The sequence below is a fragment of the Longimicrobiales bacterium genome (assembly GCA_035764935.1).
Lineage (GTDB): Bacteria > Gemmatimonadota > Gemmatimonadetes > Longimicrobiales > RSA9 > DASTYK01.
Map to the genome: position 1 here is coordinate 13,152 of DASTYK010000053.1, position 16,849 is coordinate 30,000.

The window sequence follows — 16,849 nt, forward strand, 5'->3', positions numbered from 1 at the left end:
CATCAGGACGAGGCTCCGAGAGGGATTCAGGCTCCTGCCATACGTCTGTAAGACGCAGGTGCCTGCCGAATGGTGTCAGAACGGGGGGCGTCAGTCCAGCGTGACCTTCAGGATGCGCGGGTGCGCGCTGATCGCGGTGCGCATCGCAGCGGAAACGGCCGCGCCGCGCGCGCGGAAAGTAAAGAAGCGGCGCTCGCCCCGCCGCTCGACCTGGAGCAGCCGAAGGTCCACGCCGGTCTCGCCCAGTGCGTTCTCGATCTCCGCGGGGTCGGCGTCCGCGTCCGCTTCCACGACCAGCGTGTGCTCCGCGAAGCGGTTCGGCAGCAGCTGGTCGTCCAGCCGCTGCAGCACCCGCAGCGCCAGGAGTGTGATGGCGGTCGCCGTGCCGGCCATCGCGTAGGCGCCCGCCCCCACCGCCATCCCGATGGCCGCAACGACCCACATGGTGGCGGCGGTGGTCAGGCCGATCACGCTGCCACGCGCCTGCATGATCGTGCCCGCGCCGAGGAAGCCCACACCACTCACGATCTGGGCGGCGATGCGCCCGGGATCGGCGCGCGTCGGCTCCCCCAGCACGGTGTCGTGCGCAACGGCGATGGATATCTCCGTGATCAGCGCGGCGCCGAGGCAGATCAGCAGGTTGGTCCGGAAGCCTGCCGGCTTGCCGCTCGCCTCGCGCTCGAACCCGACCAGGCCGCCGAGCAGGGCGGCCAGAAAGAGGCGGCCGAGAACTGCACCGGTTCCGAGCGCCTCGATGCCGATGAGCTCCATGTCAGTCGTTCAGCCGCCGCAGTTCCTTGAGCAGGCCGGTCCTGTCCTTTGTCCGCGCGTCCACGTCCTTGATGTGACGGGCCGGCTGCCCCGCAACGACCGTCAGTTCCGGCACGTTCGCCGTCACCACCGCGCCGGCCGCAACGACGCTCCCCCGCCCTACCCTGCACCCCTCGAGCACGACGGCGTTGGCGCCGATCAGCACCTCGTCCTCGATCACCACCGGGTCCGCGCTGGGCGGCTCGAGCACCCCGGCAAGCACGGCGCCCGCACCGATGTGGCAGTCCCGGCCGACCAGGGCGCGCGCGCCGACGACGGCGTTCATGTCGATCATCGTGCCGGGCCCGATCACGGCCCCGATGTTGATCACGGCACCCATCATCACGATCACGTGCTCGCCGATGTCCACCTTCTCACGGATCACCGCGCCGGGCTCGATGCGTGCATTGACCTGCCTGAGATCCAGCAGCGGGATCGCCGAGTTGCGCCGGTCGTTGTCCAGGTGATGGTGCTTCACCCGGTCCCCGGCCGACCGCAGCACCTGCTGCACCGCGTCCCACTCGCCGATCAGGATCGTGGTGCCCGCACCGGTCGGGTACGCCTGCAGGTCGGCCTTGCCGTCCGCGTCCAGCTCGCCCTCGTGCCGCACGTAACACGTGACCGGCGTCCGCTTGCGCGCGTTCGCAATCAGGTCGCGGATCTCCTGGTAATCCATTCAGCGGTCTCCCCGGATGTCGAGTTGTGGCAGGATGCAGAGCGGGCGCCTGCCTGGCGCGCAGAACGCGGCGGCAGGACGTCGCATGCTTCACATGCCCAGCACGTCCTTCATGGTGTAGCGCCCGGTGGAGCGGCCGGTCAGCCAGCGCGCCGCGACCAGGGCGCCCTCTGCGAACAGCGCGCGGTCCTCGGCCTGGTGCGCCAGCTCGAGTCGCTCACGCGCACCCAGGAAATGCACGCGGTGCTCGCCTGCCACCGCACCGCCCCGCAGCGCGTGGATCCCGACCTCGCCACTGGGACGCTCGCCGGTCTCACCGCTGCGTCCGTCGCGTCGCACCTCCGCCAGCTCGACACCGCGCCCGCGCGCAATGGCCGCGGCAAGCGAAAGAGCAGTGCCGCTCGGTGCGTCGATCTTGCGCGCGTGGTGCGTCTCGACGATCTCCGCATCGTACGCGTCGGCGCCGAGCACTCGCGCAGCCTGCTCGACCAGTCCCAGCAGCAGGTTCACACCCACACTGAAATTCGCCGCGACGAGCACGGCGGACTCGAGCGCGAGCCGGTCCAGCGCCTGGAGCGTTTCCGGGGCGAGGCCCGTCGTGCCGACGGCGAGGGCGCGCTCCGCGAGCGCCTTCGCATGGTCGGTGACGAGCGTGTGCGTGGCCGGTGGTGAGGAGAAGTCGAGCACGACGTCCGCCTTGCCGATGACGCCACCGGCCTCCTCCATCGCGACCACGCGTTCCACGCCGAGTGCCCGGGCCGCCTCCCCGCTGGCGACGTGCCGGTCGATGCCGGCGATGATAGTGATGTCCTCGGCGTCGCGCGCGAGCCGCACCAGCGTCTGCCCCATCCGCCCGCCGATCCCGCACACGACCACACGCGTCATGGCACCGCGACCGGCTCGATGCCGACGTCCTCCAGTGCCGCGAGCAGCGCCGAGCGGTGAGCGGAATCGGTCTCGACGAGCGGCAGCCGCAACGGGCCGACGTCGAAGCCGAGCCAAGCCACCGCAGCCTTCACGGGGATGGGGTTCGGCTCGGCGAACAGTGCGCGGACCAGCGGCAGGTACTGCAGCTGCAGTGTGCGCGCCTCGTCGTGGTTGCCGTCGAGCCACGCCTTGACCATGCGGCTGGTGGCCCGCGGTGCGACGTTCGCGAGCACACTGATCACGCCGGTGCCGCCGAGCGCGAGCAGCGGCACGATCTGGTCGTCGTTTCCGCTCCACAGCGCGATCCGGTGCCCGACGAGCCGCGCGACCTCCGCGATCTGGCTGATATCGCCACTCGCTTCCTTCACCGCGATGACGCGCTCGTCCTCAGCGAGCGAGGCGAGCGTGGCCGGCAGGATGTTGACCGATGTGCGACCGGGGACGTTGTAGATCACGGCGGGCAGGTCGGCCGCATCGATCACGTGGCGGAAGTGTGCGATCAGCCCGGCCTGGGGCGGCTTGTTGTAGGGTGGCGCACTGAGCAGCAGGGCGTCGGCTCCCGCCTGGCGAGCCTGGATCGCGAGTCGAGCCACGGCCGCCGTGTCACTGCCGCCACAGCCGACGATCACCGGCAGCCGGCCGCGGTTCTCGTCCAGCACGATCTCCGTCGCGCGCCGCTGCTCATCGGGGCTCATCGTCGCCGCCTCGCCCGTCGAGCCGCACACGATCAGCGCGTCGGTGCCTTCCGCATGGTGGAACCGGACGAGCGCACGCAGCGTCGCCTCGTTGACGCCGCGATCATCGAACGGCGTGACGAGAGCAACGCCCGAACCGGTGAACCGCGGGTCCGCCATGGTCAGAGTCGCTCGAGGTCGTGGAGATCGCCGCGCGTCACGTCGGTCGGCCCATCGTCCGCATCGGTGTCACGCCCGGTGCTGTCATTGAAGTCGTCGACCACTTCGTCGCTGCCGGCCACCGAGTGGAACGAGCGGTAGACCTCGTTGCCGCACTTGGTGCACGGCTCCGTGCGCTCCGGCTCGCCCTCCTCGATCAGGTACTCGGTGCCGCATTCGATGCAGACCTGTACCAGCACCTCTTTCGCGTGCCGTTCGCTCCCGGCCATTGGCACCTCTCGTTTCCGGTGGAATCGCTGCCCCCGGAGACGGCAAGAATGCTGCCGGCACGCCCGCTGTGCGCGCCGGGGCGCGGACGCATAAATTAGGCGCCGTCATGGTGAGATGCCAAACAGTCGAGGGTTCATGGCGGAATCGCTGCTCGCGGTAGCGCGCGAGGCGGCCGAGGCGGCGGCGGCGGTGCATCGCCGGCATGCCGGCAGGGTGAGCGTCGATGCCTGGTCGGAAAAGGGCGTTGCGGACTTTGTCACACACGTGGATCGCGAGGCCGAGGACGCCGTGATACGCGTCATCCGGTCGCACTACCCGGGTCACGCGATTCTCGCGGAAGAAGGCGCCAGCGAAGACGACGCGGCAGCGGCCCGGCACGCCGAGCACCTGTGGATCGTCGATCCGCTGGACGGCACGACGAACTTCCTGCACGGCTACCCGATGTACGCCGTGTCGATCGCGTTTGCGGAGCGCAACCGCCTGCTCGCAGGCATGGTGCATGGAACCGCGACGCAGGACCGGTGGTACGCGACCGCGGGCGGCGGCGCCTTTCACAACGACCGCCGCATCTGGGTCTCGGAGATCGCATCCCTCTCGCGTGCGCTGATCGGGACGGGCTTCCCATTCAAGGTGCTGGAACGGATGGACGAGTATACGACGCAGTTCCGCCAGGTGCTCGCGCACACGGCCGGTGTTCGCCGCGCAGGCTCCGCGGCGCTCGATCTCTGCCACCTCGCGACCGGCTGGTTCGACGGCTTCTGGGAGCTTTCGCTCGCGCCCTGGGACTTTGCGGCTGGCGCGCTCATCGCCCGGGAAGCCGGCGCGGTCGTGACGAGCCTGGACGGCGAGCTCGACCTCACCGCCCGCGGCGCCGTGGTCGGTGGCAATCCGGTGATCCACCGCGAGCTGCTCGCGCTGCTGCACTCCGCGCCGGAGCCGGTCCATGGCTGAGCGTACCGGCAGCCGGACCGCGCGGATGCGCAGCTGGATGAGCGCGCACCCGCGCCTGCTGACCAGCCTGGCGATCACCGCGCTCGCGCTCACCTCCCTCGGTGCGGGCGTCGCGTTCGGCGCCTGGAACTACGTCTGCCGCGACTGCCCCTCCATCGCGGAGATCTATGCCTGGGAGCCGAAACAGTCGACCAAGATCTTCGATCGCGATGGCGAGCTGATCGACGAGCTGTTCCAGGAGCGACGCACACCCGTCGACATCGAGGATCTCCCGGAGCACGTGCCGCAGGCGTTCATTGCCGTCGAGGACAAGCGGTTCTACCAGCACGGCGCGCTCGACCTGCGCGGCATTGCCCGCGCGGCCATCACGGGCCGCGGCGGCGGCAGCACGATCACGCAGCAGCTCGCGCGCAACATGTTCGAGGAGCAGATCGGCTTCGAGCGTGCCTACACGCGCAAGCTGAAGGAAGCCCGCGTCTCGATGGAGCTCGAGGAGGTCTACAGCAAGGACCAGATCCTCGAAGCCTACATGAACCAGGTCAACTACGACCACGGCTGGCGCGGCATCGAAACGGCATCGCAGAACTACTTCGGCAAGCCCGCCACGCAGATCAATCCGGCCGAGGCCGCACTGCTCGCCGCGATCGTGAACCGGCCCGCATACTACAACCCGCTGCGCAACCCGGAGCGCGCGCAGAGCCGGCGCAACCTCGTGCTCTCGCTGATGGCGAACCAGGGCTACCTGAGCGAGGCGGACGCGGAGAAGTGGAAGCAGGAGCCGCTGCCCACGGAGCGGAAGGGCACGGTCGTCGGTGTGAACGCGCCGTACTTCGTCGAATGGGTGCGCGACGTCCTCGACGACCGGTTCGGCCCCCGGCTGTACTCCGGCGGGCTGCGCGTGCACACAACGCTCGATCTCGATATCCAGCGTGTCGCCCGCGAAACCATGGAGGCCGGCTGGGCACGCCTCGAGGCCGCGGGCGCACGCGGGCCGAAGTTCGAGGCCGTCATGGCCGAGGGCGGCACGGAGGGCTCCGAAACGCAGTACATCCAGGGGGCGTTCATCGCCCTCGAGCCGCAGACCGGCGCGATCCGCGCACTGATCGGCGGTCGTGACTTCGGCGACTCGCGCTTCAATCGCGCGACGCAGGCAGTCCGGCAGCCGGGCTCGACGTTCAAGCCATTCGTCTACCTCGCCGCGCTCGAGAGCGGGATCCCCGCGTCGCACGTGATGTACGATGCCCCGCTCATGATCGACATGCCCGACGGGTCGACGTACTCCCCCTCGAACTACGACCCCGACTTCCGCGGCCCGCTCACGCTGCGTGATGCGCTCAAGTACTCAGTGAATACGATCGCGGTGCAGCTCGGCCAGGAGATCGGCGTCGAGACCGTGGCGCAGGCCGCGCGACGAATGGGAATCCGCACGGAGATCCCGCCCTACCCCTCCACGGCGATCGGCGCAGCCGGCGTCGTGCCGCTGCAGCTTGCCGAAGCGTACGCGACCATCGCCAACGGCGGGATCCGCGTGCCGAGCTGGGCGATCGAACGCGTGACGGACGCGGACGGCCGCGTTCTCTGGGAGCCGCGTCGTCCTTCACCAGAACTGGTTGTGGATTCGCTGGCCACCGCGATCCTGCGCGACATGCTGCGCACGGTCGTCGACAACGGGACCGGCTACAACGCACGCAACCCGCAGCTCGGCAACCTGCCCTACGAGGTGCCTGCCGGGGGCAAGACCGGCACGACCAACGAGAACGCCGACATCTGGTTCGCGGGGTTCACGCCCGACCTGGTCGCCGTAAACTGGTTCGGCTTCGATCGTCGCAAGCGCATCCTCGCGAACGCGACCGGCGGCGGCTACGGCGCGCCGGTCTGGGGACAGTTCATGCGCGCGATGTACTACGGCGACACCAGGCAGTTCGAGATCCCGGGCGCCTGGCCGATGCCCTCGGCGATCACGACCCGCCGCGTCGACAGCCGGACCGGCAAGCTCGCCAACGAGTGGTGCGAAGCCAACGCGTACGTGGAGTACTACATCCCCGGCACTGAACCGACGGAAGCCTGCGAGCCCGCGGGGCTCTTCGGTGCACCGATCCGCGGGTTCCCGCCGCTGCCGTCGCAGGACACGATGAGCGGCGATACGGCTGCGGCATCGGTGCCCTCGGGTTGGCCGCCACCGCCGCTGGAGTGAGCTCGTTGCTGGTCTGGTCGTTCGGGCGCTGCCTCATCGGTCATTTCGGTGGGCAGCGTTCGTATTTCCAACCACGGAGCACGCAGAGGACGCAGAGCTTTTTCGCACAGAGGTCACAGCGGCCACTGTGGACACAGCGTGATGCTGTTGCTGTTCGCGGCGATCCTTCAGCGCGCCGCCACCGCATGCTTTCTTTTTGTAAACACACCGCGAGTGGGATTCGATGCAATGCCGGTGAATGCACCGGAGCGCGCGTTCGATCGCATCAATCCGCCTTGACGTCAAACGAGAAAGTCTGCAATGCGGACACTGAACTTCATCACCATGAGCCCACTATAAAAAAGCCTCAGCGCCCTCCGCGCCTCAGCGGTGAAAAAACTCTGTGTTCTCGGTGTTCTCAGTGGTAGAAAAGAATCAGCGGACATGCAGCCGGAACGGCACACCGGCAGCGTCGAGCGACGCGATGAGCTCCAGCTCGTCTTCTTCGAGGAATGCCAGCGCCAGGTCGCACTTGGCGTCCGCGTCGGCCGGTGCTGGCACGACGTCGACGCCCAGGCCCTTGTCGCGCGCGATTTCCTCCGCCCAGAGCGCATGGTGGGTGGTGTCGAAGACGAGCAGCTTCATCCGGTGATCCGCTCGCCAACAAGGGGAAGCGGTGCCGCCTCGCCTTGACCGATTTCGATGGCCGCCTGCAGCCGCGCGGCCGCCTGCTCTGCCAGCTCGCTGGTACGGGCGTGAATGGTCGCGATCGGCTGGCCGCGCTGGACGCAGTCACCGGGCTTGACGGTCAGGTGGAACCCTGCGGAGGGGTCGATGCGGGCGCCCAGCGTTGCGCGGCCGGCGCCCAGCGCGACGGCGGCGGCGCCGATCGCGCGCGTGTCCATCGAGAGGATGCGCCCCGCGCGCGCCGCTTCCAGCACGTGCTGCACGTCTGCCTGCGGCAGGATCGCGGGGTCGTCGAGAACGGCGGGATTGCCACCCTGTGCCTCGATGACCATGCGCATCCTGTCCAGGGCCCGCCCATCATCGAGCGCGGCGCCCGCCTGCGCGGCGCCATCCTCCAGGCCTGTTGCGCGACCGCCCAGCACGAGCATTTCGGCGGCGAGCGCGACCGTCACGTCACGGAGATCGGGCGGGCCGCCGCCGCGCAGTGCGGCGACGGCTTCCTCGACTTCCAGCGCATTTCCGATCGCGTGGCCGAGCGGCCGGTCCATGGCAGTGAGCCGCGCGACGACGATCGTGTCGTGCGCGCGCCCGATCGCGATCATCGTCTGCGCGAGCTGGCGTGCGCGCACCTGGTCGCTCATGAACGCGCCGCTGCCGACCTTGATGTCGAGTACGAGCGCGTCGATTCCCTCTGCCAGCTTCTTGCTCATGATGCTGGACGCAATGAGCGGGATCGACTCGATCGTGCCGGTCACGTCGCGCAGCGCGTAGAGGCGCCTGTCCAGCGGTGCGATCTCCGGTGATGCGGCGATCAGCGCGCACCCCAGCCGCTCCATCTGCGCGCGATACTCGTCGAGCCCCAGTTCGAGCCGGAACCCGGGGATCGTCTCGAGCTTGTCGACCGTCCCACCGGTATGTCCGAGACCGCGGCCGCTCATCATCGGGACCGGCACACCCAGCGACGCCACGAGCGGCGCAAGCACGAGCGAGACCTTGTCGCCGACACCACCCGTCGAGTGCTTGTCGACCCTGGTGCCGGATACGCCGGAAAGATCGACGACCACGCCGGAGCGCAGCATTACGTCGACCAGTGTCGCCAGCTCCGCGTCGGACATGCCGACGAAAAAGACCGCCATCAGGAAGGCGGCCATCTGGTACTCCTCGACGCTGCCCCGGGCGTATCCCTCGAGGAACGCGCGCAGCTCGGCACTGTCGAGCTCACCGCCATCGCGCTTGCGGCGGATCACCTCGTACGGTGTCACGCTGTGCGGGGGGATGGGGCTCATCGTGTACGCTTCCAGCGATCGGCCTCCGAGAGTGGCGCGGGCTCACCGCGTGAGACCCGGCCCCAGACGTCGAAGATCTCCGCCATCCAGTCGAAGATGCTGCGCAGCGAGTTCTGCAGCCGCTGCAGCCGCTCGCCGCGCTCCTCCGCTGACATGGTCAGCGCGCCGTGCAGCCTGTGCGCGAAGTCCTCGGGGTCGAACGGATTCACCTCGACGGCCCCGTCCAGCTCCTCTGCCGCGCCGGCGAACTTGGAGAGCACGAGCACACCGCCGGGCTCGTCTACCTGGCAGGCGATGAACTCCTTGGCGACCAGGTTCATCCCGTCCTGCAGCGAGCTGACGATGCAGACGTCCGCCATGCGATAGAACGCGGCGAGTCGCTCCACCGGCAGCGATTCCTTGACGAGGTGCACCGGTCGCCAGCGATCGGTGCCGTAGCGGTCATTGATGCCCCAGACGAGCCGTTCGATCTTCTCGTTCAACCAGTCGTAGGCTTCGATGCCCGTCCGGCTCTCGACCGCAATCTGCACGAACGTGAAACGCTCACGCAGTTCCGGATAGAACTGCCAGAGCAGGTCGAGCGTCTTCAGCTTTTCCTCGAGGCCCTTGGAGTAGTCGACGCGATCGACGCCGATCCCCATCATCCCGCCATCCGGCACGTAGCGGCGCTTCATCCGGTCCCAGCGGATGTCGGAGACCTTGCGGGCGTGGTCGCGGTACTGCTCGATATCGATCGAGATCGGGAACGACCGCACGTAGCAGGTGTGATCCTCCCGCTTCACCGCACGGTGCTCCCAGTCGACCTCGATTTCGAGCACCGACTCGACACTGCGCAGGAAGTTGTCGCAGAACAGCGGCAGGTGGAATCCGAGCAGGTCGTTGGCGAGCAGACCCTCGAGCAGCGCACGCCCCTGCGTGGCGATGCGGAAGACTTCCAGCGGCGGAAACGGGATGTGCCAGAAGTGCGAGAGCTTCAGGTCGGGCCGCGCCGCCCGCACGTACGCGGGTGCAGTGACGAGATGGTAGTCCTGGAACCAGACCGCGGCCTGGTCGCCCGCGGTCTCTTCCAGTACCGCGTCCGCGAAGCGGCGGTTCACCGCGTCGTAGCGCTGCCAGTACCGGTAGCGGGTGCGGGTCAGCGCGGGGCGCAGATGGCAGAGCGGCCAGAGAAACTGGTTGGCGTAGCCGTAATAGTAGTGGTCGAGGTCCTGCTCGTTCAGCCACAGGCGACGCAGGGTATAGCTCGGGTCCTCCGGCGGGACACGGACGCGTCCCTGCTCGTCGACGACCTCCGGGTCCGCTTCGCCGCTCCCCCAGGCGATCCACGTACCGCCGGAAGCCTGGAGCAGCGGATCCAGCGCCGCAACGAGCCCGCCGGCCGGGCGCCGCACGCCAATCTCGTGGGCACCGTCCTCGAAGACGTGCTCGTATGGCTCGCGATTGCTTACGACGACGAAGCGCTGATCCGGGAACGCCCGGCGCAGCGCGGGCCCGAGGTCGGCCGCTCCAAGCGTTCTCCGCCCCTCCCCCTCCACCGTGCTACAGCCGGATACGGCGCCGTCCCGCGTGGACGGCCGAGCGGACGTCGCCGCTCAGATCGTCAAAGCGATCCGTTGCCGAATCGACTGCGCCGGACATCGCCTTCATCAGGCGGCGCCGCGTCTTCTTGCCCGTGTTCGGTGCCGCCAGCAGTGCGACGGTCGCACCGATGACCGCGCCGATCATCATCCCTGCAATGAAGTTCAGGGCCCCGTTCTCGTCCTCGTAGTACATGCCGCGCTCCGTTTTTTCGCCAGGGCTGGAGAGGCACGTCAGCGCTGCAACGCTCGTGCCGGTTGCTGCATCATCTGTTCGATCGCCGCTGCATCGCGGGGCAGGCTTCCACTGAGCAGCTCGTGGCCGTCCGCGGTGACGAGCACGTCATCCTCGATGCGCACGCCCAGCTCCTCGTCCGGGATGTAGATCCCCGGCTCGATCGTCAGCACCATGCCGGGCGCGAGCGGGACGTCGTAGCTGCCGACGTCGTGCACGTCCATGCCGAGCCAGTGCGACAGGCCGTGGATGAAGTATGCGTCACATGTGACCGGCCGGCACAGGTCGCCGGAGTTCGCCCTCATGTGCTCGCGCGCGATGCGCGTCAGCGCCCCGATCGTCGTGCCCGGCCGGACCGCGTCGATCGCCGCCTGCTGCGTCGAGAGCACCAGGTCGTAGACGGCGCGCTGCCGGTCCGTAAACCGGCCGGAGACCGGGTAGGTGCGGGTGATGTCGGCGCTGTAGTACCCGTACTCGGCGCCGATGTCGATCACGATCAGGTCGCCATCCGCGGTCCGACGGCGGCTGCGGTCGTAGTGGAGGATCGTCGAGAACGGGCCGGACCCGACGATGCTCGGAAAGCCCACACGCTCGGCGCCCATGCTCCGGAACGTGTACTCGATGACCGCCTCCACCTCGTACTCCCACACCCCCGGCTCCAGCGCCGCTGCAGCCGCCCGGTGCGCCGCGCCCGTGATGCGGATCGCCTCGCGCAACCGCCTCAGCTCGTCGGCATCCTTGACCAGGCGCAGTGCGGCGATGTGCTCGCTCACACTGGCCACGCGCGTGCCCCCGGGCACGTCCAGGGTCTCGAGGATCGGTGCGCACTGCGGTCCACCCGTCGGGTCTCCGCCACATGCGGCGCGCCTGGCCATCGGCACGTCCACGTACAGCGCTTCGCGCCCGCTGCGCAGCCAGCCGGCGACATCCGCTTCGAACCGTCCGGCCGGCCGCACGTCCTGGACGCCGGTGATCCGCTGCGCCTCGGGTCCCGGTCCAAGGCGCGGTCCGGTCCACACTTCCGCCGCCGGGTCCCGCGCAGGGACGTAGAGCATGACCGAGTCCTCGCCCGTCGAGTGCGCGAGCAGCACGAGCGAGGCGCCCGGCGTTTCCAGTCCTGTCAGGTAGAAAAAGTCGTTGCTCTCCCGGTAGTCGCTGTCCTGCGGATACTCGCCCTCGATGCTGCGCGGTTCGGCCGCGTGTACGATCGCGATCCCTTCGCCGATACGATCGAGCAGGCGTGCCCTTCGCTGCTGCAGCAGGGAGGGCGGCACGGGACCGGCGGGACTCTCGGTCTGCGCCTGGACCGTCAGCGGCAGGAGAGCGAAGCAGCCGCCCAGCAACACCAGGCGGCGTAAAGAGGTCAGCATGTCGTTACTTCCTTGCCTGGTGCAGCCGCGGCTGCTTGCCGCTGCTGTCTTTGCAAGCATAGGTTTTTTGAAGCATTTGCGTCAACGGCACCCGCCGTTCTGGCAGGCGCGCGCATTACGGGGTGGCACCCGACGTGCAGATCCCGCCCGCAAGGTCGATGATTTCGACGCCCGGCCGCCCGAGCGCGTGCGACCGGCTTCACGCTCGAGACATCTGGTTCATGGTGAACGACGCACAGAGCGCCGCGACGGGGCCACGGGGCCGCATCCTCGTGGTGGACGACAACCCGGACAACATCGAGATCATCGCGACGCGCCTCCGTTTTCGCGGTTACGAGATGGAGGAGGCGACCGACGGCAGCCAGGCGCTCGAGCTGGTGCGCACGAATCCGCCGGACCTGATCCTGCTCGACGTCATGTTGCCGGACATCGACGGCTACGAAATTTCCCGGCAGATCAAGAACAGCGACGAGCTCCCGTTCATCCCGATCATCCTGGTCACGGCGCGCGATTCCACCCAGGACAAGGTCATGGGGCTGGACGCGGGCGCTGACGACTACCTGACCAAGCCGATCAATTTCCCGGAGCTGGAAGCGCGCGTCCGCTCCATGCTGCGCATCAAGCGGCTGCAGGACGAGCTGGAAGAGAAGAACCGGGAGCTGGAGCGGCTCAGCATCAGTGACGGCCTGACGGGGCTGTTCAACCACCGCAAGATCCACAGCCTGCTGCACGAGGAGTTCGACCGCGCACAGCGCACGGGCGAGAAGATCTCTGTTGCAATGCTGGACCTCGATCGTTTCAAGGCAGTAAACGACACGTACGGGCATCCGGCCGGCGACAAGGTACTGCAGGAGCTTGCCGAGATCCTGCGCGAGAACGCGCGCGAGATCGATCGCATCGGCCGCTACGGTGGCGAAGAGTTCATGGTCATCCTGCCGGAGACCGACATCGAGGACGCGACGGTGTTCGTCGAGCGCATCCGGCGCGAGGTCGCCCGTCGTCCCTTCGAGATCGGGACCGACGAGCCGCTGCGCATGACCGTCTCCGCCGGTGTCGCGACCTATCCGAATGAAGGGATCGACTCGCCGGAAACCCTCGTCAAGTTCGCGGACAACGCGCTGTACGCCGCGAAGTCCGGCGGCCGCGACCGCGTCGTCCGTTTCGACGAGATGGCCGAGGAAGTCGCCGCACCCGAACGCTGAAGACAAACCAGTCCAGGAGATACGAGCCGTGATGATCCAGCGGCCCGTCGATGCTGCCGTGGCGCAGCGAGTCGATGAGCTGCGTCGCATGCTGGTGGACGCGAACTACGAGTACTACGTGCTCGATGCGCCCACGCTCAGCGACGCTGAATACGACCGCCTGCTGCGCGAGCTGAAGCAGCTCGAGGACGAGCATCCCGAGCTGCTCACGCCGGATTCGCCGACGCAGCGCGTCGGTGCCGAGCCCGCCTCGCAGTTCGTCAAGGTCGAGCACCTCGCCCCGATGTACTCGCTCGACAACGCCTTTTCCGAGGACGAGCTGCGCGCGTGGGAAGACCGCAACGCGCGCATCGTGCGCGAGGTGCGCGACGTCGGGTACGTGTGCGAGCTGAAGATGGACGGCACGGCCGTGTCGCTGCGCTATGAGAACGGCGTCTTCACGCGGGGCGCCACGCGCGGCAATGGCCGGATCGGCGAGGACATCACGCGCAACCTGAAGACGATCCGCAGCATCCCGCTGCGGCTGCGCGGCGAGGGGCCCTTCCCCGCCATCATGGAAGTTCGCGGCGAGGTGTTCATCCCGTGGTCCGGCTTCCGCGAGATGAACGAGCGACGCGAGGCCGCGGGCGAGCCGCTCTTCGCGAATCCGCGCAATGCCGCCTCCGGTGCACTGCGCCAGCTCGACCCGCGCCTGACCGCCGAGCGGCCGCTCCGCTTCTTCGCGTTCCAGGTACAGATGGACCCGAACGGGCGCGACCGCCTGGCGATCCGCACGCAGACGGACGTGCTCGAGCAGCTGACGGCATGGGGGTTCCCGACGAATCCGCGCAACCACGTCGCAGGTGACATGGACGACGTGATCGCGTTCATCGCCACGGTCGACCAGCTGCGCGAGGAGCTGGACTACATGATCGATGGTGTCGTCGCAAAGGTGCGCGACATCGCGCTCTGGCCCGAGCTGGGCGTCATCGGCGAGCGCGATCCCCGCTGGTCGATCGCCTACAAGTTTCCGCCCGACATCGCCACCACCCGCCTGCTCTCGATCGAGATCAACGTGGGCCGTACCGGCTCGCTCAATCCGTACGCCCGACTGGAGCCGGTCGACATCGGCGGTGCGATGGTGAAGCTCGCGACACTGCACAACTTCGAGGACATCGCCCGCAAGGACCTGCGCGCCGGCGACACCGTACTGGTCAAGCGCGCAGGCGAGGTCATCCCGCAGGTCGTGGGGCCGGTGGCCCAGCATCGCACGGGCAGCGAGCAGCCCTTCGTGCCACCGACGGCGTGCCCGGCCTGCGGCACGCCCGTGGAGAGTCCGGAGGGCGAAGTGATGGTGTACTGCCCGAACGGCTCCTGCCCCGCGCGCATCTACTGGGGGCTGGTGCACTTCGTCTCGCAGGACGCAATGGACATCCGCGGACTCGGCGAGCGGACCGCCGACCAGCTCCTGCGCACGGGCCTGGTCCACGACTACGCCGATCTCTACCACCTTTCATCCGATCAGCTGCTCACGCTGGAGGGATTCGGCGAGATCTCCGCGCGCAACCTGCTCGCCTCGATCGAGGCGTCCAGGCAGCGTCCGCTGTCGAACCTGCTCTTCGCTCTGGGCATCCGCCATGTCGGGCAGCATGCCGCACAGGTGCTGGCCAAACGGTTCGTCACGATGGATGCGCTGGCCACCGCGACCGAGGAGGAGATCGCCGCGGTGCACGGGATCGGTGCGACCACGGCAGAGGCACTCGCCGCGTTCCTCGCCGAGCCGCGCAACCGGGAGCTGATCGCGCGGCTGCGTGAAGCGGGGCTGCGCATGGATGAGCCCGTCGAGCGCGCGGAAAGCACGTCACTCGCGGGAAAGACGTTCGTCGTGACCGGCACCCATCGCCTGAGCCGCAAGGAGATCACCGGCCTGATCGAGCGACATGGCGGCCGCGTGACCGGTAGCGTCTCCAAAGCGACGGACTACCTCGTCGCTGGAGAGAGCCCGGGCTCCAAGCTGGATCGCGCACAGGAGCTGGGCGTGGAGGTGATCGACGAGGACGGACTGCTGGCGCTGGCTGCGGGAGCGCCGGAAGCGGAATAGATTTCGTTCAACGGACGAAGGCGGGCCGGGGCCGTGGGCCCGGGCCGGGGCCAGGGAAGCTTCGGAACGCCGGGGCCGTGGGCCAGGGCTCTGAAGGCCCGGGCACGCGCGCCCGGGCGTCAGCACCGACCCCGGGCTCAGCCCCCGCTTCACGACTTCATGGAGATCGGATGAACCGGATCACCACGCGACCCCAGGAGCTCGCACTGCCCGTCGCCTCGCTGGCCGCCCTGCGCAACGCCCTGATCGATGCGGTCGGGGAGGACGATGCCGCGGCGGCACTGCGCGCGGCCGGCCACGCGGCAGGCGACGCCCTGCACACGACGCTCGTCGCGGGCGACGGTGATGCGGCGCCCGCGGAGCGCTTCTGGCAGCGGCTGACCCAGCTGTTCCAGTCCCGGGGCTGGGGCGTGCTGCGGCATGAAGATGCCCATGCCGGTGTCGGCGCGCTGAGCTCACCGGACTGGGTCGAGGCTGATGCATTCGCCGGAGCCATGCGGCCGAGCTGCTTCCTGACCACGGGTCTCCTCGCCAACCTGCTGGGCCGCATTGCGGGTCGGGAGGTGGCTGTGCTCGAGGTCGAGTGCCGTTCCCGCGGGGATGCGCGCTGCCGCTTCCTGTTCGGCAGCGCAGAGACGCTCGACGCCGTGTACAGCCACGTCGCGCGCGGCGAGAACGCCAGCGACTCCCTGACCGGCCTGCGCTGAGTGGCACGCATTCTCGCCGTCGATTACGGCGAGCGTCGCATCGGCGTCGCACTCAGTGATCCGCTGCGCATGATCGCAACGCCCCTGCCGACGCTGCTGCGAAAGCGCGGCAAGCGCCCACCCGTGCAGGCGATCCTCGACATCGTACAGGCCAACGGCGTCGACGCGCTGGTTGTGGGACTTCCGCTCACGCTCGAGGGTACGGAAAGCGAGTGGACCCTCGAGGTGCGCGCATTCGGCGAAACGCTCGCGCGGCGCAGCGGATTGCCCGTGACGTTCGTCGACGAACGGATGTCGTCCGTGGCGGCGGAACGCGCCGTGCGCGGTCTCGGCCTGCCGAAGCACGAGCGGGAACGCAAGGACCGCATCGATGCCGCAGCCGCCGTGCTCATCCTGCAGGCGCACCTGGATGCGTTGCGGCGGGATGCGCAGCGGAATACCGAAGCAAGGACCGACGAAACGCTGGATGATGAGATCAACTGACTATCGAACGCACTCGCGTACACTGCGCGACGCTGTGCACCCCCCGCGGGCCGGCATGCTGCCGGCGATTGGCGCGCTCCTGCTGCTGAGCGTCGGCTGTGCGGGCGAGGGGAGCGGCGACCCGGTGCGCGTGCACGTGCCCGTTGGTGCTCCCTTCTCCCAGGTCGCTGATTCGCTCGCGGCAAAGGACATCGTGCGCGCGGCCCCGCTGTTCGAGCTGTACGCACGTGCCACCGGTGACGCGGCCCGGGTGAAGCCCGGCACGTATGCGTTCCGTGAGGGCAGCGGCTGGAAGACCGTGCTGCATTCGCTGGTGACCGGCGACGTGCTGACGGATCGCCTCGTGATCCCGGAAGGCTGGAACCTCGCCGGCATCGCACAGCGCATTGCGGCCGTGACCGAGCTGGCGGAGGACAGTGTCATGTCGCTGCTCGCCGACAGTGCGGTGGCCAGCCGGCACGGCGTGCCCGGGCCCACGCTCGAAGGCTACCTCTATCCGGCAACGTACACGTTCCCGATCGGAGTTCCCCTCGACACCATCGTCGCACGCATGGTCGACAC

Annotated in this window: 18 protein-coding genes (1 of these 18 running past the window's edge); 8 read left to right on the forward strand and 10 right to left on the reverse strand. The window is 68.5% G+C overall.

Annotated features, from left to right (window positions below; all coding sequences use genetic code 11):
- Positions 1-90: 90 nt before the first annotated feature.
- From VFU06_04135 to VFU06_04155, 5 genes are all read right to left on the reverse strand, one after another.
- Complete coding sequence (locus tag VFU06_04135) at positions 91-771, reverse strand: MgtC/SapB family protein (protein HEU5208580.1); 681 nt, start codon at positions 769-771, stop codon at positions 91-93.
- A gap of 1 nt (position 772) precedes the next feature.
- Entirely contained in the window at positions 773-1,486 is a 714-nt protein-coding gene (gene dapD / locus VFU06_04140) for a 2,3,4,5-tetrahydropyridine-2,6-dicarboxylate N-acetyltransferase (protein ID HEU5208581.1), read from the reverse strand.
- Between the two features lie 90 nt (positions 1,487-1,576).
- On the reverse strand, positions 1,577-2,371 hold the full coding sequence (dapB, locus tag VFU06_04145) for a 4-hydroxy-tetrahydrodipicolinate reductase (GenBank protein HEU5208582.1): 795 nt from the start codon (positions 2,369-2,371) through the stop codon (positions 1,577-1,579).
- On the reverse strand, positions 2,368-3,267 hold the full coding sequence (gene dapA, locus VFU06_04150; protein HEU5208583.1) for a 4-hydroxy-tetrahydrodipicolinate synthase: 900 nt from the start codon (positions 3,265-3,267) through the stop codon (positions 2,368-2,370). Before dapA ends, dapB begins: the two co-directional genes overlap by 4 nt.
- Before the next feature lie 2 nt (positions 3,268-3,269).
- On the reverse strand, positions 3,270-3,536 hold the full coding sequence (locus VFU06_04155; GenBank protein HEU5208584.1) for a hypothetical protein: 267 nt from the start codon (positions 3,534-3,536) through the stop codon (positions 3,270-3,272).
- A gap of 136 nt (positions 3,537-3,672) precedes the next feature.
- On the opposite strand from VFU06_04155, the gene VFU06_04160 reads away from it, so the two are divergent.
- The 3 genes from VFU06_04160 to VFU06_04170 all read left to right on the forward strand — a co-directional run bounded on the left by VFU06_04160 (position 3,673) and on the right by VFU06_04170 (position 6,961).
- Positions 3,673-4,488: an inositol monophosphatase family protein gene (locus VFU06_04160; protein ID HEU5208585.1), complete on the forward strand. Its 816-nt coding sequence runs from the start codon at positions 3,673-3,675 to the stop codon at positions 4,486-4,488.
- A complete protein-coding gene (locus tag VFU06_04165; GenBank protein HEU5208586.1) occupies positions 4,481-6,682 on the forward strand; it encodes a PBP1A family penicillin-binding protein in 2,202 nt (733 codons plus the stop codon). The genes VFU06_04160 and VFU06_04165 overlap by 8 nt, the downstream gene beginning before the upstream one ends.
- Before the next feature lie 138 nt (positions 6,683-6,820).
- Positions 6,821-6,961, forward strand: coding sequence for a hypothetical protein (locus VFU06_04170; GenBank protein ID HEU5208587.1), 141 nt, complete (start codon positions 6,821-6,823; stop codon positions 6,959-6,961).
- Between the two features lie 135 nt (positions 6,962-7,096).
- On the opposite strand, the gene VFU06_04175 is transcribed toward VFU06_04170, so the two are convergent.
- From VFU06_04175 to VFU06_04195, 5 genes are read right to left on the reverse strand one after another with little or no spacing between them, the layout of a single operon-like run.
- Entirely contained in the window at positions 7,097-7,306 is a 210-nt protein-coding gene (locus VFU06_04175; GenBank protein HEU5208588.1) for a DUF3343 domain-containing protein, read from the reverse strand.
- Complete coding sequence (locus VFU06_04180) at positions 7,303-8,634, reverse strand: thymidine phosphorylase (protein ID HEU5208589.1); 1,332 nt, start codon at positions 8,632-8,634, stop codon at positions 7,303-7,305. The genes VFU06_04175 and VFU06_04180 overlap by 4 nt, the downstream gene beginning before the upstream one ends.
- Positions 8,631-10,169, reverse strand: a complete 1,539-nt coding sequence (locus VFU06_04185; protein HEU5208590.1) for a trehalose-6-phosphate synthase — start codon at positions 10,167-10,169, stop codon at positions 8,631-8,633. Before VFU06_04185 ends, VFU06_04180 begins: the two co-directional genes overlap by 4 nt.
- Positions 10,170-10,173: 4 nt before the next feature.
- Positions 10,174-10,407 carry a YtxH domain-containing protein gene (locus VFU06_04190; protein ID HEU5208591.1) on the reverse strand — a complete coding sequence of 78 codons (234 nt, stop codon included), beginning with the start codon at positions 10,405-10,407 and terminating at the stop codon, positions 10,174-10,176.
- 38 nt (positions 10,408-10,445) lie between these two features.
- A complete protein-coding gene (locus VFU06_04195) occupies positions 10,446-11,816 on the reverse strand; it encodes an aminopeptidase P N-terminal domain-containing protein (protein HEU5208592.1) in 1,371 nt (456 codons plus the stop codon).
- A 221-nt stretch (positions 11,817-12,037) separates the two neighbouring features.
- Between VFU06_04195 and VFU06_04200 the strand changes: the two genes are divergently transcribed.
- The 5 genes from VFU06_04200 to mltG all read left to right on the forward strand — a co-directional run.
- Positions 12,038-13,018, forward strand: coding sequence for a PleD family two-component system response regulator (locus VFU06_04200; GenBank protein HEU5208593.1), 981 nt, complete (start codon positions 12,038-12,040; stop codon positions 13,016-13,018).
- A gap of 31 nt (positions 13,019-13,049) precedes the next feature.
- Complete coding sequence (ligA, locus tag VFU06_04205; GenBank protein HEU5208594.1) at positions 13,050-15,098, forward strand: NAD-dependent DNA ligase LigA; 2,049 nt, start codon at positions 13,050-13,052, stop codon at positions 15,096-15,098.
- A 170-nt stretch (positions 15,099-15,268) separates the two neighbouring features.
- Positions 15,269-15,805, forward strand: a complete 537-nt coding sequence (locus tag VFU06_04210; protein ID HEU5208595.1) for a 4-vinyl reductase — start codon at positions 15,269-15,271, stop codon at positions 15,803-15,805.
- Complete coding sequence (ruvX, locus tag VFU06_04215) at positions 15,806-16,288, forward strand: Holliday junction resolvase RuvX (GenBank protein HEU5208596.1); 483 nt, start codon at positions 15,806-15,808, stop codon at positions 16,286-16,288.
- A protein-coding gene (gene mltG / locus VFU06_04220) for an endolytic transglycosylase MltG (protein HEU5208597.1) crosses the window boundary here: on the forward strand, positions 16,272-16,849 show its 5' portion. 505 nt of this gene lie beyond the right edge of the window; 578 of the gene's 1,083 nt are visible here — the first part of the coding sequence; the start codon lies at positions 16,272-16,274; its stop codon lies off the right edge, out of view. The genes ruvX and mltG overlap by 17 nt, the downstream gene beginning before the upstream one ends.